The sequence below is a fragment of the Streptomyces sp. NPDC039736 genome (assembly GCF_055596485.1).
The window spans coordinates 20,695-40,440 of sequence record NZ_JBVIUQ010000009.1; the positions used below are offsets into that span (position 1 = coordinate 20,695).

The 19,746-nt window shown below is 72.8% G+C and carries 26 protein-coding genes; 14 read left to right on the top strand and 12 right to left on the bottom strand.

What is annotated here, in order from left to right:
- Positions 1 to 124: 124 nt before the first annotated feature.
- The 3 genes from ACZ56L_RS26405 (at position 125) to ACZ56L_RS26415 (ending at position 2,444) form a co-directional block, all read left to right on the top strand.
- A complete protein-coding gene (locus ACZ56L_RS26405) occupies positions 125 to 916 on the top strand; it encodes an SDR family NAD(P)-dependent oxidoreductase (protein ID WP_471066742.1) in 792 nt (263 codons plus the stop codon).
- A gap of 72 nt (positions 917 to 988) precedes the next feature.
- Entirely contained in the window at positions 989 to 1,609 is a 621-nt protein-coding gene (locus tag ACZ56L_RS26410; protein WP_345226254.1) for an L-threonylcarbamoyladenylate synthase, read from the top strand.
- A 118-nt stretch (positions 1,610 to 1,727) separates the two neighbouring features.
- Complete coding sequence (locus tag ACZ56L_RS26415; RefSeq protein ID WP_471066744.1) at positions 1,728 to 2,444, top strand: DUF2470 domain-containing protein; 717 nt, start codon at positions 1,728 to 1,730, stop codon at positions 2,442 to 2,444.
- A gap of 91 nt (positions 2,445 to 2,535) precedes the next feature.
- Here the strand turns inward: ACZ56L_RS26415 and ACZ56L_RS26420 are convergent, their stop codons facing one another.
- Positions 2,536 to 2,766, bottom strand: a complete 231-nt coding sequence (locus ACZ56L_RS26420; protein WP_401761701.1) for a hypothetical protein — start codon at positions 2,764 to 2,766, stop codon at positions 2,536 to 2,538.
- Between the two features lie 199 nt (positions 2,767 to 2,965).
- Here ACZ56L_RS26420 and ACZ56L_RS26425 point away from each other — a divergent pair, with 199 nt between their 5' ends.
- A complete protein-coding gene (locus tag ACZ56L_RS26425) occupies positions 2,966 to 3,340 on the top strand; it encodes an RNA-binding S4 domain-containing protein (RefSeq protein ID WP_471066746.1) in 375 nt (124 codons plus the stop codon).
- Between the two features lie 89 nt (positions 3,341 to 3,429).
- Positions 3,430 to 3,912 (top strand): YchJ family protein, encoded by a 483-nt coding sequence (locus tag ACZ56L_RS26430; protein ID WP_471066748.1) that lies wholly within the window; start codon positions 3,430 to 3,432, stop codon positions 3,910 to 3,912.
- Here the strand turns inward: ACZ56L_RS26430 and ACZ56L_RS26435 are convergent.
- The 5 genes from ACZ56L_RS26435 to ACZ56L_RS26455 all read right to left on the bottom strand — a co-directional run bounded on the left by ACZ56L_RS26435 (position 3,894) and on the right by ACZ56L_RS26455 (position 6,938).
- Complete coding sequence (locus ACZ56L_RS26435) at positions 3,894 to 4,109, bottom strand: hypothetical protein (RefSeq protein WP_471066750.1); 216 nt, start codon at positions 4,107 to 4,109, stop codon at positions 3,894 to 3,896. The two genes, ACZ56L_RS26430 and ACZ56L_RS26435, sit on opposite strands and share 19 nt — an antisense overlap.
- Before the next feature lie 5 nt (positions 4,110 to 4,114).
- Entirely contained in the window at positions 4,115 to 5,137 is a 1,023-nt protein-coding gene (locus ACZ56L_RS26440; RefSeq protein WP_471066752.1) for a DUF6397 family protein, read from the bottom strand.
- A gap of 135 nt (positions 5,138 to 5,272) precedes the next feature.
- Positions 5,273 to 5,668 carry a roadblock/LC7 domain-containing protein gene (locus tag ACZ56L_RS26445; protein ID WP_468692079.1) on the bottom strand — a complete coding sequence of 132 codons (396 nt, stop codon included), beginning with the start codon at positions 5,666 to 5,668 and terminating at the stop codon, positions 5,273 to 5,275.
- 143 nt (positions 5,669 to 5,811) lie between these two features.
- Positions 5,812 to 6,471, bottom strand: a complete 660-nt coding sequence (locus tag ACZ56L_RS26450) for a GTP-binding protein (RefSeq protein WP_345226237.1) — start codon at positions 6,469 to 6,471, stop codon at positions 5,812 to 5,814.
- Positions 6,472 to 6,533: 62 nt separating this feature from the next.
- The gene (locus ACZ56L_RS26455; protein ID WP_468692083.1) at positions 6,534 to 6,938 is read right to left on the bottom strand and encodes a DUF742 domain-containing protein; all 405 of its coding nucleotides are present in this window, start codon (positions 6,936 to 6,938) and stop codon (positions 6,534 to 6,536) included.
- A gap of 146 nt (positions 6,939 to 7,084) precedes the next feature.
- Between ACZ56L_RS26455 and ACZ56L_RS26460 the strand changes: the two genes are divergently transcribed.
- On the top strand, positions 7,085 to 7,702 hold the full coding sequence (locus ACZ56L_RS26460; RefSeq protein WP_471066755.1) for a class I SAM-dependent methyltransferase: 618 nt from the start codon (positions 7,085 to 7,087) through the stop codon (positions 7,700 to 7,702).
- 28 nt (positions 7,703 to 7,730) lie between these two features.
- Here the strand turns inward: ACZ56L_RS26460 and ACZ56L_RS26465 are convergent, their stop codons facing one another.
- Positions 7,731 to 8,621 (bottom strand): oxygenase MpaB family protein, encoded by an 891-nt coding sequence (locus tag ACZ56L_RS26465; protein WP_471066757.1) that lies wholly within the window; start codon positions 8,619 to 8,621, stop codon positions 7,731 to 7,733.
- A gap of 165 nt (positions 8,622 to 8,786) precedes the next feature.
- Here ACZ56L_RS26465 and ACZ56L_RS26470 point away from each other — a divergent pair, with 165 nt between their 5' ends.
- Positions 8,787 to 9,074, top strand: a complete 288-nt coding sequence (locus tag ACZ56L_RS26470) for a hypothetical protein (RefSeq protein ID WP_471066759.1) — start codon at positions 8,787 to 8,789, stop codon at positions 9,072 to 9,074.
- 122 nt (positions 9,075 to 9,196) lie between these two features.
- Positions 9,197 to 10,042 carry a hypothetical protein gene (locus tag ACZ56L_RS26475; RefSeq protein ID WP_471066761.1) on the top strand — a complete coding sequence of 282 codons (846 nt, stop codon included), beginning with the start codon at positions 9,197 to 9,199 and terminating at the stop codon, positions 10,040 to 10,042.
- Between the two features lie 183 nt (positions 10,043 to 10,225).
- Here ACZ56L_RS26475 and ACZ56L_RS26480 read toward each other — a convergent pair whose 3' ends face one another.
- The 4 genes from ACZ56L_RS26480 to ACZ56L_RS26495 form a co-directional block, all read right to left on the bottom strand.
- Positions 10,226 to 10,768: an MOSC domain-containing protein gene (locus tag ACZ56L_RS26480; RefSeq protein WP_471066763.1), complete on the bottom strand. Its 543-nt coding sequence runs from the start codon at positions 10,766 to 10,768 to the stop codon at positions 10,226 to 10,228.
- A gap of 104 nt (positions 10,769 to 10,872) precedes the next feature.
- Entirely contained in the window at positions 10,873 to 11,055 is a 183-nt protein-coding gene (locus ACZ56L_RS26485) for a hypothetical protein (RefSeq protein WP_345226225.1), read from the bottom strand.
- 82 nt (positions 11,056 to 11,137) lie between these two features.
- Positions 11,138 to 12,199: an acyl-CoA desaturase gene (locus ACZ56L_RS26490; RefSeq protein ID WP_471066766.1), complete on the bottom strand. Its 1,062-nt coding sequence runs from the start codon at positions 12,197 to 12,199 to the stop codon at positions 11,138 to 11,140.
- 159 nt (positions 12,200 to 12,358) lie between these two features.
- A complete protein-coding gene (locus tag ACZ56L_RS26495) occupies positions 12,359 to 12,628 on the bottom strand; it encodes a hypothetical protein (protein WP_471066768.1) in 270 nt (89 codons plus the stop codon).
- A gap of 511 nt (positions 12,629 to 13,139) precedes the next feature.
- On the opposite strand from ACZ56L_RS26495, the gene ACZ56L_RS26500 reads away from it, so the two are divergent.
- From ACZ56L_RS26500 to ACZ56L_RS26525, 6 genes are all read left to right on the top strand, one after another.
- Positions 13,140 to 14,159: an acetamidase/formamidase family protein gene (locus ACZ56L_RS26500; RefSeq protein ID WP_401761681.1), complete on the top strand. Its 1,020-nt coding sequence runs from the start codon at positions 13,140 to 13,142 to the stop codon at positions 14,157 to 14,159.
- Between the two features lie 51 nt (positions 14,160 to 14,210).
- Entirely contained in the window at positions 14,211 to 14,429 is a 219-nt protein-coding gene (locus ACZ56L_RS26505) for a hypothetical protein (protein ID WP_345226217.1), read from the top strand.
- 10 nt (positions 14,430 to 14,439) lie between these two features.
- Entirely contained in the window at positions 14,440 to 14,688 is a 249-nt protein-coding gene (locus ACZ56L_RS26510; protein ID WP_345226215.1) for a hypothetical protein, read from the top strand.
- A 189-nt stretch (positions 14,689 to 14,877) separates the two neighbouring features.
- Complete coding sequence (locus ACZ56L_RS26515; RefSeq protein ID WP_471066771.1) at positions 14,878 to 16,191, top strand: GAF domain-containing protein; 1,314 nt, start codon at positions 14,878 to 14,880, stop codon at positions 16,189 to 16,191.
- A gap of 55 nt (positions 16,192 to 16,246) precedes the next feature.
- A complete protein-coding gene (gene exaC / locus ACZ56L_RS26520; protein WP_345226211.1) occupies positions 16,247 to 17,770 on the top strand; it encodes an acetaldehyde dehydrogenase ExaC in 1,524 nt (507 codons plus the stop codon).
- Positions 17,771 to 17,923: 153 nt separating this feature from the next.
- Positions 17,924 to 18,720 (top strand): IS5 family transposase gene (locus ACZ56L_RS26525; protein ID WP_471067031.1). Its coding sequence is split into 2 segments (ribosomal slippage): positions 17,924 to 18,245 and positions 18,245 to 18,720, totalling 798 coding nucleotides; the frame shifts between segments, so codons are not numbered across the junction.
- A 432-nt stretch (positions 18,721 to 19,152) separates the two neighbouring features.
- Here ACZ56L_RS26525 and ACZ56L_RS26530 read toward each other — a convergent pair.
- Entirely contained in the window at positions 19,153 to 19,575 is a 423-nt protein-coding gene (locus ACZ56L_RS26530; protein ID WP_471067033.1) for a response regulator transcription factor, read from the bottom strand.
- Between the last annotated feature and the right edge of the window lie 171 nt (positions 19,576 to 19,746).

Genomic DNA, 19,746 nt, shown 5'->3' on the forward strand with positions numbered 1-19,746 from the left:
AGTATGCATAAAGATGCATGCCCATGCAAAGCCGTTCGGTGTGACACGGCCAACTTCGGACGGGTGTACGAGTTTCTGCGCAAAACGGCTCGCCGGGGCGGGCCGCGTGCCTACGGTTTCGGGCATGACACGTTTCGGCGGACACGGCGTACTCATCACCGGCGCGGGCCAGGGCATCGGGGAGGCGACCGCGCGGCGGTTCGCGAGGGAAGGGGCCGGGGTGCTCGTCACCGACCGGGACGAGGCGCGCGCCGGGCGGGTGGCCGCGGCGATCCGCACGGAGGGCGGGTCGGCACTGGCACGGGCGTGCGACGTCGTCGACCGGACGGCGGCGGAGGCGGCGGTCGAGGCCGCCGTCGAGGCCTTCGGGCGGCTGGACGTGCTGGTCAACAACGCGTACGCCTGTCATGCGGAACCCGCGCTCTTCGAGGAGATGCCGGACGGCCCCTGGTACGAGGACTTCGAGGTGAGCCTGCACGGCGCGTTCCGCTGCGTGCGCGCCGCCCTGCCGCACCTGGCGGCGGCCGACGGGCGCGGCGCGGTCGTCAACATCGGCTCGGTCAACGCCGAGCGGCACTTCGGCAACCACGCCTACAGCGCGGCCAAGGCGGGCCTGGCCTCCCTCACGCGCACGCTGGCCGTGCAGTGCGCGCCGCGCGGGGTGCGCGTCAACGTCGTGGAGCCCGGAACCGTCCGCACGAGGGCCTGGGAGGGGCGGGAGACGCCGCTGGACGCACTGCCCGCGCACTATCCGCTGGGGCGGCTCGGGGAGCCGGAGGACGTCGCGGCGGCGGTCGCTTTCCTGGCCTCGGCGGACGCGTCGTGGATCACCGGGGTGACGCTGCCGGTGGACGGCGGGCTGCTGGTGAGCAACATGGCGATGCGGCGGACGATGGACGGGCTGCCCGCCGAGTAGCGGCGGGAAGGGGGTCCGGCGCCGGGGCGGGCGCCGCCGGGCGGGAATGCGGTGATCGCCTAGACTCGGCAGATGGCCAAGTACTTCGACGTGCACCCCGAGAACCCCCAGCCGCGCACCATCGCGAGCGTGGCCGACAGCATCCGGGCGGGCGCGCTGGTCGCGTATCCGACGGACTCCTGTTACGCGCTGGGCTGTCAGCTCGGCAGCAAGGACGGCATCAACCGGATCAGGACCATCCGGAACCTGGACGACCGGCACCACTTCACCCTGGTCTGCCACGACTTCGCGCAGCTCGGGCAGTTCGTGCAGCTCGACAACCGGGTGTTCCGCACCATCAAGGCGGCGACGCCGGGCAGTTACACCTTCATCCTGCCCGCGACGAAGGAGGTGCCGCGCCAGTTGCTGCACCCGAAGAAGAAGACGGTGGGGGTGCGCATCCCCGACCACGTCGTCGCACAGGCGCTCCTGGCGCAGCTCGGCGAGCCGCTGGTGTCGAGCACGCTGCTGCTGCCCGACCAGGAGGAGCCGATGACGCAGGGGTGGGAGATCAAGGAGCGGCTCGACCACGTCGTGGACGCGGTGATCGACTCCGGCGACTGCGGAACGGTGCCGACGACGGTCGTCGACTTCTCGGGCGGCGAGGCGGAGATCGTCCGGCGCGGCGCCGGGGACACCGAGCGCTTCGAGTAGGCCGCGGGAGCGGAACGCGGTCGGTCCGCGTCGTGACGCAGCCACCGGAAGAGCATTAGGTTAGGCTTACCTAAGTTGCTCGATCCGGCGTCCTGCCGTTGCCTCTTGGAGATCCCGCATGCGCCTGCCCCGCCCCTCCCGCGCCCAGCAGCCGACCAACGCCGAGCGGGCCAGGTCCGTCCTGGCCGCCGCCCACTCGATGACCGTCGTCAGCGACGGTGTGCACACGGAGGTCCGCAGGCTCGACGGGGAGGGCGTGATGAGCCGCGTCCACGTCCACGAGCCCACCGACGAGGCGTCCCCCTCCCCCGGGCACCGGCGCATCCCCGTACGGCTGGAGTTCACCGATGTCGCGCCCACTCCGGTACGGGACCGGGTGCGCTGCCGGGTGACGGTCACCGGACTGCTCGCCGCGCCCTTCGACGCCACGGAGGCGCACCAGGGCAGTACGTGCATGGAGTTCGGGCAGGCGGTGATCGAGGACGCGGACGGGCGGGCGTTCGTCGCCCTCGAAGAGCTGGAGCAGGCGGTCGTGGATCCCCTGGCCACCTGCGAGGCGGGCATGCTGACCCATCTGCTGGACGCGCACGCCGAGTTGGTGCCGCTGCTGCTGCGTCTGGTGCGTACGCCCCGGACCGCCGATCTGACGCGGGCGATGCCGGTGGCGATGGACCGGTACGGGCTGACGCTGCGTCTGGAGTACCCGCGTGCGCACGCCGACGTACGGCTGGCCTTCCCCACGCCGGTGACCGGGGTGGAGCAGGCGGGCCCGCAGATCCAGGGGCTGCTGCGGGCGGCGCGCCGGATGTCGCACCCCAACCGGCTGCCGGCCTGAACCGGGGGTGCGGTCCGGGAGCCCGGCTGCTCTTGCGGTCTGCGGCTCCCGAGGTGAGGCCTGTGGGCTCTGACGCTGCCTCCCCGCGTCGTCAGAGCCCGCAGATCTCGCAGCCGAGCCGGGCGGCCTCCGCCCGCCAGGCCGGTTCGGGATCGGCGTAGTACTGGACCTCGCCGCGCCGGTAGGCGTCGAGGTCGTGCTGGATGACGGCGCAGCGGTCCTCACCGGGGCCGGGGCGGTCGGCCGCCGCGGCGCCGGACAGGAGGCCGGTGGCGAGCAGGGCGGTGGCGACGGCCGCGGAAGCGGGGCGGGGGCGGAACATGGCGGGACCTCCCGGCGGGCGGAAGGCTGACCGGGGGCGGCCAGTCCTGCTCCCAGTAGGCAGCGCGGGCGCCGCTTTCGCACGCCGGGACCGGGGCGTTCCCCCGGCCCCGGACGGGCCGCGGCGCATCGGCTTCCGGGAAGCAGTCCGGCCGTCGCTGACCGGCCTGCGCGACGCCCTGCGGTATTAGGGTGGCCGCATGGCTTCGGAGACGGGAACGGTACGGATCGACAGCTGGGTGTGGTCGGTGCGGCTGGCCAAGACCCGGTCGGCTGCCGCCGCGGCCTGCCGGGCCGGGCACGTGCGCCTCAACGGCGAGCGGGTCAAGCCCGCCCAGTCGGTGCGGATCGGCGACGAGGTGCGGGTGCGGCAGGAGGGCTGGGAGCGCGTCGTGATCGTGTCCCAGCTCATCCACAAGCGTGTGGGCGCCGCGCCGGCCGCCGAGGCCTATGTCGACAAGAGCGCGCCGCGTCCGCCGCGCGAGGCGATGGGCGCGGGTGTGCGCGACCGTGGTGCGGGCCGTCCGACCAAGCGCGATCGCCGGGAGTGGGAGCAACTGCGCGGGGGTCTCTGAGCCCACGGCCGGGGGCGGTGCGGCCTCCTGCCGGGCGGGCGCGCCGGGGTGCGGGACCGGGCCCCGGCCGGGTCGGAGAAGATGGGCACATGTCCAAGGCCTCACGCTCCCGTCCTTCCCGTACGTCCTCCGCGGCTGCCGGACCGGCCCGCTCCCCCCGGTCCGCGCCCGTTCCGGCCGGCCCCGGCGGCGGCCCCTGCCCGTGCGGGCGCGCGGAGCCGTACCGGGACTGCTGCGGCCGCTTCCACCGCGGTGACGCCGCCGCCCCCACCGCCGAGCGGCTGATGCGCTCGCGCTACAGCGCCTTCGTGGTCCTCGATGTGCCCTATCTCCTGCGGACCTGGCATCCGACGACCCGGCCGGCCGGCCTGGACCTGGAACCCGCGATGCGGTGGGCGGGGCTGGAGATCCTGCGCACCGAGGGCGGCAGCGCCTTCCACCAGGAAGGGGTCGTGGAGTTCCGGGCGCACTACGTCCATGAGGGCGAGGCCGGCAGCCAGCACGAGGTGAGCCGGTTCGTACGCGTCGACGGGCTCTGGACGTATCTGGACGGTCAGAACAGCGGGAGCTGACCGGGGAACTCCGGTACCGCGTAGTCGTCGAGGGACGGCTGCACGGCCGAGCCGAGCGGTGCGGTGGTCCGGGAACCGGGGCAGGAGATCAGCTCCGTCGTACCGCGCGCGCCCGGCGGGTCGTGACGGGCGAAACGCGCGGCGACGACGGCGATCTCACGACGGCACACGGGACAGACACGGCGAGGAGAAGACACGTCGCTCAGTGTGCCTCATGTGCCCGCGGCTCCCGGCTGCCCCCGGCCCACCTCCTCGCCGACGCCTTCCACCACCGCCACGGCACGCGGTCCAGACCGCGCAGCAGCCGGGACCCGGTGTGCCGGCAGGCTTTCACCGGGTCCGCCGCCGCCCGTGCCTCCTTGACCGGCGTCTCCGCCTTGCCCCGTGCCCCCTCCTCCGGCCGTGTCGCGTCACAGGCCCGTGCCTCGTCGCGCGCCCGTGCCTCGTCGAGTGACATCGCCAGGTTCAGCACGATCCAGTCGGCCTCGTCGGGATCGTCGGCCACCAGCAGTTTATGCACCGCTTCGCGGGCGGCGGGGCTGCGGGGCTCCGCCGCGACGAGCCCGGCGCGCAGCCCGGCGAGGCGGTCCGCCTCCTGCGGAGTGTCCACCACCCGGGCGACCCGGTCGGGCTCCAGCAGTGAGCTGAAGAGGGCGGCCTGCTCCCACGGGTCCTCGGTGCGGGACAGGAACTCACCGAGCCGCCGGCTGCGCCAGTTCCGCGGCCGGCGGTCCTCCCCCGCGGCGAGGACGGCGCGCATGGCGGGCGGGTAGCCGCCCCGGAGCAGCTCCGGGTGCCGGGCCGCGAAGTCGGTCAGTTCCTCCACCAGGTAGAGCCAGACGACCGCCCGGTAGCGGTTGAGGTAGAAGCGCACGGGCCGCAGGTACCCGGCGCGGGCGAGCCCGGTGAAGCGCGCGCTCCCGATGCCCAGCAGCGCCGCCCCCTCGCTGGTGCCCGCGGTGCGCAGGCGTTCCCCGAGCGGGGTGGCCGTCCGCTCCGACTCCAGCAGCCGGTCCAGCTCTTCGCGGGCCACCCGGCGCCGTCCGCCGCCGCAGTCGGCGACGGTGCGGATGCGTCCGAGCTGCACCGCGAGATCGAACTCGTGTTTCTTCAGGCCCAGTTCCCGGGCCGCCCGCGCGGCGGTGACACTTCCGTGCCCCAGCCGGTTCGAATTGCGGTCGGCGTGCTCCTCGGCGCGGGCTTTCCGCATTTCCTGTACGGCCACGACGGTCCTCCCCAGTACGGTTCGCATCACTCTCAGTGACGACCGTAGCCCAGGCGGACCTGACCGCGCCCGGCCTGTGGAAAACTCTCAGACCGAACGCGTTCATGCAGGTCAGCAGCGATTCTGACGGGTCAGTCAGAAGCCCGGCTGGCGTGCGTCCACCGTGAGGTGCTCGCCGACGCGGTTGACGAGCAGCGTCATCTCGTAGGCGATCTGCCCGAAGTCAGCCTCGGCCGCGCCCAGGACGCACAGGCAACTGCCCTCGCCCGCGGCGGTGACGAAGAGGACTCCGTCATCGAACTCGATCATCGTCTGACGCACCTTTCCGGCCCCGAAATGCCGGCCGGAACCCTTCGCCAGGCTGTGCAAGCCCGAGGAGACCGCGGCGAGATGCTCCGCGTCGGGTCGTGCCAGTCCCGAACTCGCTCCGGTCACCAGTCCGTCGTTGGACAGGACCAGGGCGTGCCGGACGTGCTGGATCCGGTTGGTCAGGTCGTCCAGCAGCCAGTCAAGTCCCTTGCTCAGTGCCATGTTTCGGCTCTCCCCGCTCGGTCGTTCCCCGTTTCCCGTTTTCCCCTGTTCTCCCGCAAGCCTTACCCACAGTCGCCGCAGCGGCAAGCAGATCGGGATCACGGAGGGAGACGCCTGTTCGGTCGCGGGTGCCTGAGGCCCGGTCAGCTCATCGCGTCGAGCATGCGCGCGGTGTGGACACGGCCCGCGTACTCGACGAGCCGGATCAGCACCTCTTTGCCGGAGTCGCGGTCCCGGGCGTCGCACAGCACGACCGGGGTGCCCCGGTCGAGGTCGAGGGCACGGGAGACTTCGAGCGCCCCGTACGTCTGCGAGCCCGCGAAGCAGTTGACGGCCACGACGAAGGGGATGCGGCGGTCCTCGAAGTAGTCCACGGCGAAGAAGCTGTCGGCGAGCCTGCGGGTGTCGGCGATGACGACGGCGCCGAGCGCCCCGTGCGAGAGGTCGTCCCAGAGGAACCAGAAGCGGTCCTGCCCCGGGGTGCCGAACAGGTACAGGGACAGGCCGGAGCGGATGGTGATGCGTCCGAAGTCCATGGCGACGGTGGTCGCCGCCTTGCGGTCGAGCCCGGCGGTGTCGTCCACCGACTCCCCCGCCGCGCTGAGCACCTCCTCGGTGCGCAGCGGGCGTATCTCGCTCACCGAGCCGACCAGGGTGGTCTTGCCGGCGCCGAATCCGCCGGCGACCAGTATCTTCAGGGCGAGCGGCGCGGCCTCCTCTTCGACGCCCTCTCCCGGGCTGCCGGCGGTCCCGGCGCGGGAGGGGTCGGTGCTGTCCGGGCGGTCGCTGCGGTCGAGGGCCATCGGGTGCTTCCTTCGGAGGTGGGTCGGAGGCCGGGAGGGGCCCGCCCGGCGCCGGGCGTCCGTCACAGGGCGCGCAGGGCGTCGACGACGTCCTGCAAGGGGAGGCCGGCGGGCAGGGCGGTGGGGCGGGCGGGCCCGCGCAGCTCCAGCCGGCCCGCGCTGAGCAGGTCGTTCAGGAGGGTGCGTACGACTCCGGTGGGCAGCCCCACGGACGACGCGAGGTCCGCGACGGTGTGCGTGCCGCCGCGGCACAGGGAGAGCAGCGCCTGGTGTTCGCGGCCGAGCAGGGAGGCGTCGGGCGCACCGGCTCCGTCGGCCGCCGTGACGTGGGCGACCAGGTCGAGGTGGCGGCCTCCGGTGCCGGTGGCGGCACCCGTCGCGGTCGTGGCGTAGGGGCGTACGAGGGGGCCCGCGTCCGCGTCGTACCACTGGTCGGTGCCTTCGGCCGCCCTCTGATGCTCGGTCATCCGTGGGTCTCTCCGGCTCCGGCCTGGGTGCGGCGCGCTGCGCACCGTGGGGTGTGGACGGTAGTACCGGGGCCTCGGCTTTCCGGGGCTCCTTTCGAAAGGCGGCGCAATGTGGCCGCGGGGCGCCCCGGGGGGATCATGTGGGCATGACGAATGACCACACGCGGGTTCACGACCGGACGCAGGTGCAGGAGTTCTTCGGGTCCCGTGCCGCCCGGTGGGACGAGCGCTTTCCCGACGACGGTCCCGCCTACGAGGCCGCCGTGGCCGCGCTGAGGCTGGGTCCGGGCGACGCGGTGCTGGACGCGGGCTGCGGCACGGGGAGGGCGCTGCCGTACCTGCGGCGGGCGGTGGGCCGCGCCGGGACGGTGCTGGGCGCGGACCTCACCCGGGAGATGCTGGACGTGGCCGCCGGCAAGGGGCGCGGGCGCGGGGCCCTGCTCCTGCAGGCCGACGTGGCGCGCCTGCCGCTCGGTACGGGCGTGCTGGACGCGGTGTTCGGGGCGGGGCTGATCTCCCATCTGCCCCGCCCCGGGGAGAACCTCGGCGAGCTGGCCCGCACAGTGCGTCCCGGCGGGCTGCTGGCCCTGTTCCACCCGGTGGGCAGGGCCGCCCTCGCGGCCCGCCAGGGGCGGCGGATCACCGAGGACGACCTGCGGGCCGAACCCCGGCTGCGGCCGCTCCTGGAGCGGTCCGAGTGGCGTCTGCTGTCGTACGTCGACGAGGACGACCGGTATCTGGCGCTGGCCGTCCGCGAGGCGTGAGCCGGGGCGTCGCGCGTGAGCCGGGGGGTTACGGGGTGCGTCGGCCGTGCGGTACGGGGCAGCCGCGCACGCCGGGCACCGGGAACGTGCCGAGGGCGGCGAGGTCGTACCCGTCCGGGTAGCCCTTGATCTCGGGGTTCTGGCGGGCGTAGTGCGGTGCGCGGCGCGGTGGCAGCAGGCGCACCGCCCGGCCGCGCAGCCGCAGGGCTCCCCGGACGGCGGCGCGGGCCGCCGGGTGCGGTCGTTCGTAACGGAAGGCCCGCAGCAGCGGGTCGTCCAGGAGGGCGAGGCTGGCTCCCTTCGCGAGGGGTGCCAGGGGCCCGTACCAGGAGCCCATCAGGTCGAGCGTCGCGTCGGAGACCTTGCGGGCGCCCTCGTCCCAGCCGAAGCGCTCGGCCTCGTAACTGTCGAGGAAGCTCTCGAAGTCCTCGTAGGTGCGCGGCAGTTCCCGGATGCCGAGGTGTGCGCCGAGGGTGCGGTAGTACGCCGCGCAGGCACGCAGTTCGTGGTCGCAGAGCCTGCGCCACCCGTAGGCGTCGATCCAGCGCTTGGGGGTGACGACGAACGTGCTCAGGACGTACCGCATGTCGTCGTCGCTGATGTCGTAGCTGCGGTGCATCCGGTTGATGCGCTGGATGGCGGTGCGCCCCTCCGCACTGGCGAAACCGTGTTCCACGACGGCGTCCAGCAGCAGCGCGGTGTCGTCGTAGCGCTTCTGCGAGCGGTCGGTGAGCTCGGCGGTCTCGGCGAGGAGGCGGCCGATGGAGGGGACCGCGTAGGTGCGGTAGAGGGCCAGTTCCAGGGCCCGGGTGAAGTCCCAGGGGAATTCGTAGGTGGACGTCAGGCGGTAGATCCGCAGGAAGTCCTTCTCGGGGTCGAGTCGGCGGATCTGACGGAGCCGGTCGTAGCGCTTCACCATGTGTCGCCCTTCTGCCGGGTCGCCTCCGGCGGTCGGTCCCTGCTCGCGCCGCACCGCGCGAGGCACTGCCGCTCACCATCGCGGACGGTCCGCGGCGGCTCAACCCTACGGCCAGGGGGCACACTTGGAGCATCCGAGACCTACGGCTCACGGGATGTGGTGCGGATGCTGAACAGAATCGCCCGGCTCTTCCGGTCCTCGCAGGGGCCTCGTCCGGTGAAATCCCCGACGGCCCGTCCGCACAACCTCTTTGAGGCGGCCGCCGAGTACGTGGCGGCCCGCGTGGAGGACGACGAGCCGCGCAGCGACGAGGCCGCGGGCTGGGTGTCGCCCGAGGCGCTGTCGTTCGGGGTGACGGAGCTGGCGTGCCGGGCGGTGATCGCGCTCGCCCGGGAGCGCGACGAGGAGCCGCAGCGGGTGGCCCGCAGCCTGCTCGGTCTGCCCGCGGCCTGACCTCGGCGGCGGGCCGGCCCCGGGGTGCGGGGCGGCCCGTAGCGGATCGGCCGTCACCTCTCGACGCGCAGGTTACCCACTGGTTAAGGTGCGCCGACGACCGAACGTCTGGGGAGGGTGCTGTGACCGGGACGGAAGCTGCCGGGGGCGACTTCCCGCAGGAGACGGCGGCCGCGCGTCAGGAGACTGCCGGGGAGGACGAGCTGTTCGTGCTCACGGCGGTGCTGCTCACGCCCGCGCAGTTCCCCGCGGTGCTCGGCGACGACTTCCCCGAGGCGTGCGGGGCGCTCGGCCTGGCGCCCGACGAGCGCGGCTACGGGCTGGTGCTCGGGCAGGACGGGGCCGGGGCGCGCTGGACAGTGGTCGTGGACGACGTGTCCCTGGTGGCGGTGGCGATCGCCGCGTGGGACTGCGGCATGGAGTACGACCTGTCGCCGCCGGAACGCTCGGTGGTGGCGGCTCTGCCCGGCTGGCCGCTCGCCCTCGCGGTCGCCGCTCCCGGTGTTCCCGCGCCGCACGATCCCGAACTGCCCGACGGCTCCCCGGACGGGCCGCTGCTGACGCCGCCCGACACCGGGGAGTGGGGTCCCGCCCAGCGCCGGCTGGGCGCCGACGAGATCGCCCGGCAGTGGGCGACCTGGCGCGGCCGGCTCGACGAGCAGAGCGCGCCGGACACCTTCGAGGGCACCGAGGGCGAGCTCCATCCGCTGGTGCGCCGGGTGATCGACGCCCTGCACGGGTACGTCGCGGACCCGCCGCCGGTCGGGCGGGTGCGGTCGGCGTTCGCCCCGGGCGGGGCGCGGACACTGCGGGCGGACGGCCCGGGCTGGTCGTTCGTGGCCAGGACCGACGACATCGCCTTCCTGCTGCTCGACGACGAGCCCGGAGAGCTCCTGCCGGTGGGGCGGGGGGCCGAACTGCCGGGGCTGCTGGAGTCGCTGGAGAAGCTGGCGGCGCGGCCGTCCTGACGCCCGCGCCGGGCTGGGGGCCTGACGCGTCCGAGCTCGGAGGCGAGGAATGTCGGACGCGCCGAGCCCGGCGGTGAGGAGTGTCGGACGCGTCCTGGCCGGTGCCGGTGCCGGCGAGCGTCGGACGCGTACGAGCGGGCGGTGCGGGATGTCCGTCGCGTCCGGGCGGGCGGTGGCGAGTACTCAGACGCGTTCGAGCGGGCGGTGCGGGACGGGGGGCAGTTCGACGGAGATGGGGTCGCCCGGGCGGACCACACCGCCGGTGCGCACGACGCTCATGATTCCGGCCTTGCGGACGACCTTGCCCTCCGCGTCGCGGCCGACGACCTGCTTGAGCAGCCCGTCCTGGAAGGCGTCGATCTGCAGGCAGGGGTTGCGCAGGCCGGTGACCTCCACGACCGCCTCCTCGCCCAGCCGCAGCAGGGTGCCGGTCGGCAGGGCGAGGAGGTCGATGCCGCTGGTGGTGACGTTCTCCCCGAGCCGGCCGGGGCCGACGTCGAAGCCCGCTTCGCCCACCTCGTCGAAGAGTTCCCGGTGGATGAGGTGGACCTGGCGAAGGTTGGGCCGGGTGGGGTCCTGGGCGACGCGGGAGCGGTGCTTGACCGTCTCGCCGCAGTGGACGTCGCCCTCGACGCCGAGCCCGGCGAGCAGGGTGATGCTGTCGCGGTCGGGCTTGGTGAACGTGTGGGTGCCATTGCTGCTGACCGCCGTGACTGCCGCGCCCATGACGGGGCTCCCCTCCTCCCGGACCGATGATCGTTCCTGACCTTGGTACGGACGGTCCTGGCGTCTTCCGGCAGGAGCGGCCGGGCGCCCGGGCGGGCGGGGCCTCAGCGGCCGAGCTCCTTGCGGGTGATGCGCTGCAGCCTGCGCCGTTGGGTCTTGTCCAGCATCAGGTAGGCGGCGACGGGCACGCCCACCATGACCAGCAGGGCGGGCCAGAAACCGATGAACCAGATGAGGGCGATGCCCACGACGACACCGCCGGCCGCGACCTTCGAACTCTTCGACATCTTCGACGCCTCCTTCGCGGCTGTCGCCGCTCCTGCCTGAGACAACGCAGTGCGGGCCGGTGTGGTTCCCTCCCGCCCTGGTTCACACGTTCGAAGGACGGGGCTCCTCCCGCAGCGGTGCGCCGACCTCGTGCATGTGGCGGAGCGCCTGCCGGTAGGACTCGAGGAGTCCCGTCTCGGTGTACGGGATGCCGGCCTCGCGGCAGTGGTCGCGCACCAGGGGCTGCGCGAGCCGCAGGTGGGGGCGCGGCATGTTCGGGAACAGGTGGTGCTCGATCTGGTAGTTCAGGCCGCCGAGGAACCAGTCGGTGACGGGACCGCCGCGCACGTTGCGCGAGGTGAGCACCTGGCGGCGCAGGTGCCCCCAGCGCTCGCCGTCGGGGTCGGGCATCTCCATGCCCTTGTGGTTGGGGGCGAAGGCCATGCCGAGCTGGAGTCCGAACAGGGCGTGGTGCAGGAGGGCGAAGGCGAGCGCCGTCAGCGGGGCCATCGTGGTCAGCAGGAGCGCCGCGTAGAGGGCGAGGTGCGTGAGGAGGAGGGCGCCTTCCGTCCTCGCCTCGCGCCGGTCCTGGCGGCGCAGGTCCTGGAATCCGTACACCTTCAGGGCGATGCCTTCGAGGAGCAGCATGGGGAAGAAGAGCCGGGCCTGGTTGCGGGTGAGCCAGCGAGCGAAGCCCGCGCGTTCGGCGGCCTGTTGCTGGGTCCAGACCAGTGCGCCGACGCCCACGTCCGGGTCCTTGTCGACGTGGTTGGGGTTGGCGTGGTGTTTGTTGTGCTTCTCGTTCCACCACGCCTGGCTCATGCCGAGGAGCAGATTGGCGTGGGTGAGGGAGATCCACCTGCCGGTGCGGCGGCTGCTCGATATCTGCGCGTGCCCCGCGTCGTGGCTCAGGTAGGCGGTGCGGGTCCACACCAGGGAGAACGGGACGGCCAGCAGGAGCACCCACCCACTGTGTCCCAGCAGGACCACGCCGGTGACCACGGCGGCCAGCGAGCACAGGTTCACGAGGACGCGGGCGGTGTACCAGCCGTGCCGGCGGTCGAGCAGTCCCTGTCCCCTGACCGTGCGCAGCAGGGGGGCGAAGTCGCTTCCCGGGGTGGTTCCGGCGGAGGGCGCCGGTGCGGCGTCGACGGCCTGGGGCATGTGGGGCTCCGGTCTGTGGCGGCGCGCTTCGCCTCTGCGGCGCGCGTCCACCGGAAAAGCTACGGAGCGGGGCCTGTCGCGGCCATGACGGCACCACCCGGACCCGGTGGGGGGCTTTCCCCCGTGACACCCGGAGGCGGGCGTGCACCGGCGCGGGTGTCAGGGAAAGGAGGTGCCGAAGTCGGAGGGGAAATCGGACGGGAGGCCGGAGAGGAGGTCCGAGGGGAAGCCGCTCGGCAGTTCGGTGGGGAATGCCGAGGGGAGCTCCGTCGGGAAGCCCGACGGGAGGCCGGTGGGGAGCTCCGACGGCAGGTGGAAGGTGGGCTTCGGCGCCGGGCTGGTCGTCGTGGGTGCGCCGGGTTCCTTCGCACCGTTGTCGCCGTTCAGCACGAGGACGACAGCCACCGCGGCGGCGATCGCCAGGGCCACGGCGAGCACGATCAGCAGCGGGCGCCGCCCGCCGCCGGTCCCGCCGGGCGGCCCTGCGGGACCGGGTGGGGGCGGGCCCTCTGGGGGCCACCCGTGCCCTCCCCCGGCCGTCGGCGGGCCGAAGCCTCCCGGCGGACCGGGCGGCGGATCGTACGGCGGCCCCCCGGGAGGCGGCCCCGGAGGGGGTCCGGAAGGGGGCCCGGGAGGCGGGGCCTGAGGGGGGCCGAAGCCTCCTTGCGGCGGTGTTCCGGGCGGCTGGTGCGGAGGAGGTGCGGGCGGCGTGGCCATACCCTCCAGGGTCGGCCGTACGGGGGCGACTTGCGACCCCCGTACCGAAGTTGCGGCCCGGCCCGTGACGGATCGCGACATTCCGCCTCCTGTGCGGCCGGTCGCGGCACCGTCCTGCCCCTCGGCGGGCGGCGCCGACCGGCCGCCTGCCTCTGGACGGTCCTCCGGGCGGCCTGTACCAAGGTTCCGACCCGTCCCGCCCCGGAAGTGGAGCAGCGCAGCGATGACCGATCCCCGCGTGGTGACCGTACGACCGCAGGAGGGCGACTACGCCTGGACGTTCGGCGGGGCCGCGCCCGTCGCGCGGATCGCACCGGGCACAGTGCTCGACCTGTACACCGAGGACTGTTTCGCGGGGCGGGTGCGCTCCGAGAAGGATCTCGTCTCGCAGGTGTGCGAGTTCCCGTTCCTGAATCCGCAGACGGGCCCCTTCCACGTGGAGGGCGCCGAGCCCGGCGACACGGTGGCGGTGCACTTCGTGTCGATCGAACCGGCCCGCGACTGGGCGGCGTCGACGACGGTGCCGCTGTTCGGCGCGCTCACGTCCACGCACACCACGGCCTCCCTGCAGGCGCCGCTGCCGGAGGTGGTGTGGATGTGGGAGCTGGACCGTGAGCGGCGGACCTGTCTGTTCCGGGCGCGGGACAGCGGCATCGAGGTGGAGCTGCCGATGGACCCGATGCACGGCACGGTGGGGGTGGCCCCGGCGAATCTGGAAGTGCGCTCGGCGCTGGTGCCCGACGCGCACGGCGGCAACATGGACACCCCGGAGATGCGGGCGGGGGTCACCTGCTACCTCGGCGTCAACGTGGCGGGCGCGCTGCTCAGCCTGGGCGACGGGCACGCCCGGCAGGGCGAGGGCGAGACCTGTGGCGTGGCGGTGGAGTGCGCGATGAACACGGTGGTGGTCGTGGAGCTGCTCAAGGGGGTGGCGACGCCGTGGCCGCGGCTGGAGTCGGACACGCATCTGCTGTCGACGGGGTCCGCGCGGCCCCTGGAGGACGCGTTCCGGATCTCGCAGCTCGATCTGGTGAGGTGGCTGGCGCGCGACTACGGGCTGTCCGAGCTGGACGCGTACCAGCTCGTCAGTCAGGCCGGCGAGGCACCGCTGGCGAACGTGTGCGACACGAACTACACGTGCGTGGCCAAGATCCGCAAGGAGTGGCTGCCGCCCGGGGACCCGCACCGGGGGCTGCACCGGCACCTGCGGCAGGTGGCCGGGACGCTCGGCGCCCTCGGCTGACCCGTACCTCCGGTTGGCCGTGTGCTCCTCCGCCGTGCCAGTATCCGCAGCATGGACACCGAGAAGAGCCTGGCTCCGCTGGAACTGGCCGTGCAGCGCCTGCAGGAGGCCGAGGTCGCGCTGAACGCGGCCCGTGCGGACGTCGAGACCGAGGCCGTGGCAGCCGCCCGGGCCGGGGCGGACGTCGAGGAGGTGGCGGCCCTTTCGGGGATCTCCGCGGGCGATCTGCGGACGCTGAGCGCCCAGCTCGGCGAGATCCCGCCCCGGTAGGCGCGCGGTCGTGGAGGAGTTCGAACTGCTCGACCCCTGGTCGATCGAGATGCTCGCGCCGATCGTGGTGGCGGGCGAGGGACCGATGGCGTGCCCCGGCTGCGCGGCCGTCACCGGTTTCTCGGCCGGGGGCAGGTGGGGCGACGTGGTGCGGATGCGGTGCCGGTGCGGGCGCGACTGGCTGCCGTTCGAGGACGATCCGGAGCTGAGCCGCGAGCTGATGAAGGAGCTGATCATCGCCGCGCAGTCGGAGGGCTGAACCGGCCCGGGAAGCAGCCGGAGGGCTGAACCGGTCCCAGGGAACAGCCGGAGGGCTGACCCGGCCCGGAAGGGGCACTGCCGGGACGGTTGCCGCCCTCCCCCGGCGGGGCGACGATGGGGCTCCTCGGCCGCTCGGCACCGGCCGAGAAGCCCGCTGTCGCCCGAAGTCTTCGCCGGGGAGGCCGAGTTGACCGATGCCTGGGTGGCTCTGGAACCGGGCGCCGATCCCGGTGCGCGGCTCGGCGTGCTGCGCCGGGCGCACGAGGCGTTCACCTCGGCGGGCCGGGTGGAGCGTCCGGTGCGCCCGGTGGTGGCCGCTTCGTGGCGGCGTTCGGCGCACGCCCGGGTGAGCCCCGACGGCAGCGCGCGGGTGGAGCTGGCGGAGGACGACCTGAGCGCGTACCGCGAGGGTCACCCGCTGGCGCGGGCGATGCCGCTGTTCCGGGAGCTGATGGGCGCATACGCCCGTGACGGGGAGCACCTGGTCGCCGTGTGCGACGCGTCCGGCCGCCTGTTGTGGGTGGAGGGGGACGCCCGGTCGCGGCGGCGGGCGGGGCGGATGAACTTCGTGCCGGGGGCCCGCTGGGCGGAGTCGTCGGTGGGCACGAACGCGCCGGGCACGGCGCTGGCGCTGGACCGGCCGGTCCAGGTGTTCGCGGCGGAGCACTTCCTGCGCCCGGTGCACCCCTGGACCTGCGCGGCGGCCCCGCTGCACGATCCGCACACCGGGCGGCTGCTGGGCGCGGTGGACATCACCGGCGGCGACAGCCTCGCCCATCCGCACAGTCTGGCGTTCGTGCAGGCGGTGGCGCGGGCCGCGGAGTCGCACCTGGCTCTGTCGGCGCCCCTGCCGCGTGACGACGGCGACCGCGCCCTACTGTACGCGCTGGGGCGGGACGAGGCGCTGCTGGTGGCGGGCGGCTCCCGGGTGCGGCTGAGCAGACGGCACAGCGAGATCCTGGTGCTGCTCAGCCGGCACCCCGAGGGTCTGTCGGGCGACCGGCTGCTGTGCGAGCTGTACGAGGACGAGTCGGTGACTCCGGTGACCCTGCGCGCGGAACTGTCGCGGTTGCGACGCCTGTTGGGGGACGGGCTGCTGCGCTCGCGCCCCTACCGGCTGACCGTGCCGGTGGAGGCGGACTTCACGGTGGTGGCCCGGCGGCTGGGCTCGGGTGCGGTGGCCGCCGCGATGGGCGCGTACGCGGGGCCGCTGCTGCCCCGCTCGCAGGCTCCCGCCGTGGTGCGGCTGCGCGGGCGGCTGGAGGGCGAACTGCGGGCGGCGCTGGTGGCGCGGGCGGACCCGGGGCTGCTGTCGGACTGGGTGCACAGCCCGTGGGGCGAGGACGACTGCGCGGTGTGGCGGGCACTGGCGGAGGCCGCTCCCGTACGACAGCGTCCCGTGGTGCGTGCGCGCATGAGGGAGCTGGACGGTGAACTGCGCGCGCCGGCGCCGGTGCGCGGGTCGCCCTTCGCAACGGTGTCGCAACGTCCGCCGTCCTAGCGTGCCTGCCGGTGCCGCCCGACGGCGGGCGGCGCCGCCCGAGGGAGGCCACGCCATGACCCGATACTCCGCACCCGGCAGCGACGGCGCGATCATGTCGTACCAGGGCCGCTACGACCACTGGATCGGCGGCGCGTACGTCGCCCCGGTGCGCGGCGGTTACTTCGAGAACCCGAGCCCCGTCGACGGACGCCCCTTCACCGAGGTCGCCCGCGGCACCGCCGAGGACGTCGAACTCGCCCTGGACGCCGCGCACGCGGCCGCGCCCGGCTGGGGGCGGACCGCGCCGGGCGACCGTGCGAACGTCCTGCTGCGGATCGCCGACCGGATGGAGGCGCACCTGGAGGAGCTGGCGGTCGCCGAGAGCTGGGAGAACGGCAAGCCGGTCCGTGAGACCCTCGCCGCCGACATCCCGCTGGCGATCGACCACTTCCGGTACTTCGCGGGCGCCCTGCGCGGGCAGGAGGGGTCGCTCAGCGAGATCGACGACGACACGGTCGCCTACCACTTCCACGAGCCGCTGGGGGTGGTCGCCCAGATCATCCCGTGGAACTTCCCCCTCCTGATGGCGACGTGGAAACTGGCGCCGGCGCTGGCGGCGGGGAACGCCGTCGTCCTCAAGCCCGCCGAGCAGACCCCGGCCTCGATCCACTACTGGATGGGCCTGGTCGCCGATCTGCTGCCGCCGGGCGTGGTGAACATCGTCAACGGCTTCGGCGCGGAGGCGGGCAAGCCGCTGGCGTCCAGCCCGCGGGTCGCGAAGATCGCGTTCACCGGGGAGACCACGACGGGGCGGCTGATCATGCAGTACGCCTCCGAGAACATCAAGCCGGTCACCCTGGAACTGGGCGGCAAGAGCCCGAACATCTTCTTCGACGACGTGTGGAGCGCGGACGACGACTTCCGCGACAAGGCCCTCGAAGGGTTCACGATGTTCGCCCTCAACCAGGGCGAGGTGTGCACCTGCCCCTCGCGCGCCCTCATCCAGCGCGGGCACTACGGCGAGTTCCTGGAGGCGGCGATCGCCCGCACCGAGCGCATCAGGCCGGGCCACCCCCTCGACACGGACACCATGATCGGGGCGCAGGCGTCCAACGACCAGCTCCAGAAGATCCTGTCCTACCTGGACATCGGCCAGCAGGAGGGCGCGAAGATCCTGACGGGCGGCCAGCGCGTCGAGCACGGCGGCGACCTGGCGGGCGGCTACTACGTCCAGCCGACCATCTTCGAGGGCGACAACCGGATGCGGGTCTTCCAGGAGGAGATCTTCGGCCCGGTCGTCGCGGTCACGTCGTTCACCGACTTCGACGACGCGATGAACACCGCCAACGACACCCTGTACGGACTCGGCGCGGGAGTGTGGACTCGCGACATGAACACCGCGTACCGGGCGGGCCGCACGATCCAGGCGGGCCGGGTGTGGACCAACTGCTACCACGCGTATCCGGCGCACGCGGCTTTCGGCGGCTACAAGCAGTCCGGCATCGGGCGGGAGACGCACAAGATGATGCTGGACCACTACCAGCAGACGAAGAACCTCCTCGTGTCGTACTCGCCGAAGAAGCTGGGCTTCTTCTAGACACAGAAGAAGGGTGCCTGACCATGGGTTTTTCCTACCAGGCACCCTTCGGTGCGTATGACTAAGAGGCCCTAACAGAAGTCGTTGATCATGTGACTTTCGGTTTGGGCGGTTGTTGGTCCGGCCGTGGGGAAACGTGAGTCGCGACCGTGGATCGTGTCGGATGAACCGTGGCCACTCATCGAGCCGTTGCTGCCGCAGCCGGTGCCGGAACAGGTGGAGGGGCGCCCCCGGGTCCCGGACCGGCAGGCACTCTGCGGGATTCTGTTCGTGCTGCATACCGGAATCCAGTGGGAGTACCTGCCGCAGGAGCTGGGCTTCGGATCAGGCATGACCTGCTGGCGGCGCCTGGCCGCGTGGAACGATGCCGGCGTCTGGGACCAGCTGCACGTGGTGCTGCTGAAGAAGCTGCGGGTCGCGAAGAAGCTGGACTGGTCGCGGGCGGTGATTGGCTCCCCCCACGTCAGGGCAGCCCGGCGGGGCCCGAATGCGGGCCCGGCCCGGTCGACCGGGCACGTCCGGGCAGCAAGCACCCCCTCGTCGTCGACGGCCGGGGCATCCCGCTCGCCGTCTCGCCGACCGGCGGCAACCGCAACGACGTCACCCGACTGATACCCCTGCCGCAGAAGATCCCGTCCGTGGCGGGCCTGGTCGGACGGCCACGCCGACGGCCCGACAGCCTCCTCGGCGACCGCGGCTACGGCCACGGCCACGGCAAATACCGCCGCCTGGTCTGGGCGCCGGGCATCAAACCAGTGATCGCCCGCCGCGGCGTCCCCCACGGATCCGGCCCGGGAGTCCACCGCTGGGCTGTCGAGCGGACCATCGCCTGGCTCCACGGCTTCCGCCGGCTCCGCGTCCGATGGGAACGACGCGACGACATTCCCGAAGCCCTCCTCGGCCTCGCCGCCTGCCTCATCGCCCACCGACACGCCCAACGCCTTTGTTAGGGCCTCTAACAGACGAAGAACGTTCTTTGCTCTTACAGCCCGAAAAAGCCCGGGTTCTTCCAGAGCTTCAAGTGGGTTGCCCGGAGCCCGCGTTGCGCTCCAGACAGCCCTCACAAGAGATCACGCACTGTAATCGTCCATGGGGCTGGGTCACCATTCGCCCGTCGAACGGTTCCCTCTCGGACCAGCCGCGGACCGAACGGTGCCCTCGCGGCACTCCCTCCGCTGCCTGAACGCAAGGATCTTTGACAGTCTCACTCTTCCGCCCGCCGGCTCCGGTCGCATCAGCGTGCTCTTGTCGCCCTGATCTCCCTCCGCGGACCCTGCCACCGCCATCGACCTGGACGCCCCGCCCTTCCGGCACCTCACCGTCCGAGGAGTCTCCCGCCGTTGCTCCTGCGGAACCGGGTGCAGTGGGCAGGAAGACCCGCCCTAGGAGTTCGACGCGGGGACCACGCCTTCGACGAGGCCCAGGTGGATCAGATGCGCGACGGTGGGCGCGGTGCGCTTGCTGCGGATACGGCGCAGATAGGTGCTCACCGTGTGCACGCTGATGCCCAGACGTTTGGCGACCTGCTTGTGCGAGAAGCCTGCCGCGACGTACGCCAACACCTGCTTCTCTCTGTGGGATAACGCAGGCCGGCTCTCAGGGCGGCTGTCTACTGGCATTTTCCTTCCAGGAGGAATGTCGACTTTTGCGGCGACCTCGAACACAAGTGGATCTAACCATGGCCATGTGGAAACACAAAGGGTGCTGCGCATCCGGGAGGCCAACGAGGCGGCCGGCCTTCGATGTTGGCGCGACGTCGATGCCAGACGTCGGCGCTGGAACCGCAGCCCCGCCTCCTCATCCATGCGGTCGAGGAGGACAAGCACCGCACCCAGGACCTTCCCTGCCCCCCGCTGCGGTCGTACCCGGCGGGGGCGAGGGTGGAGGCGGACTCCGCCGCACGTGCTTCGGGCCGGCTGCACCGCTGACGCCGTACACCGCGCCCCTGGACCACCCCCGTCGCCGTCCTGTCGTAC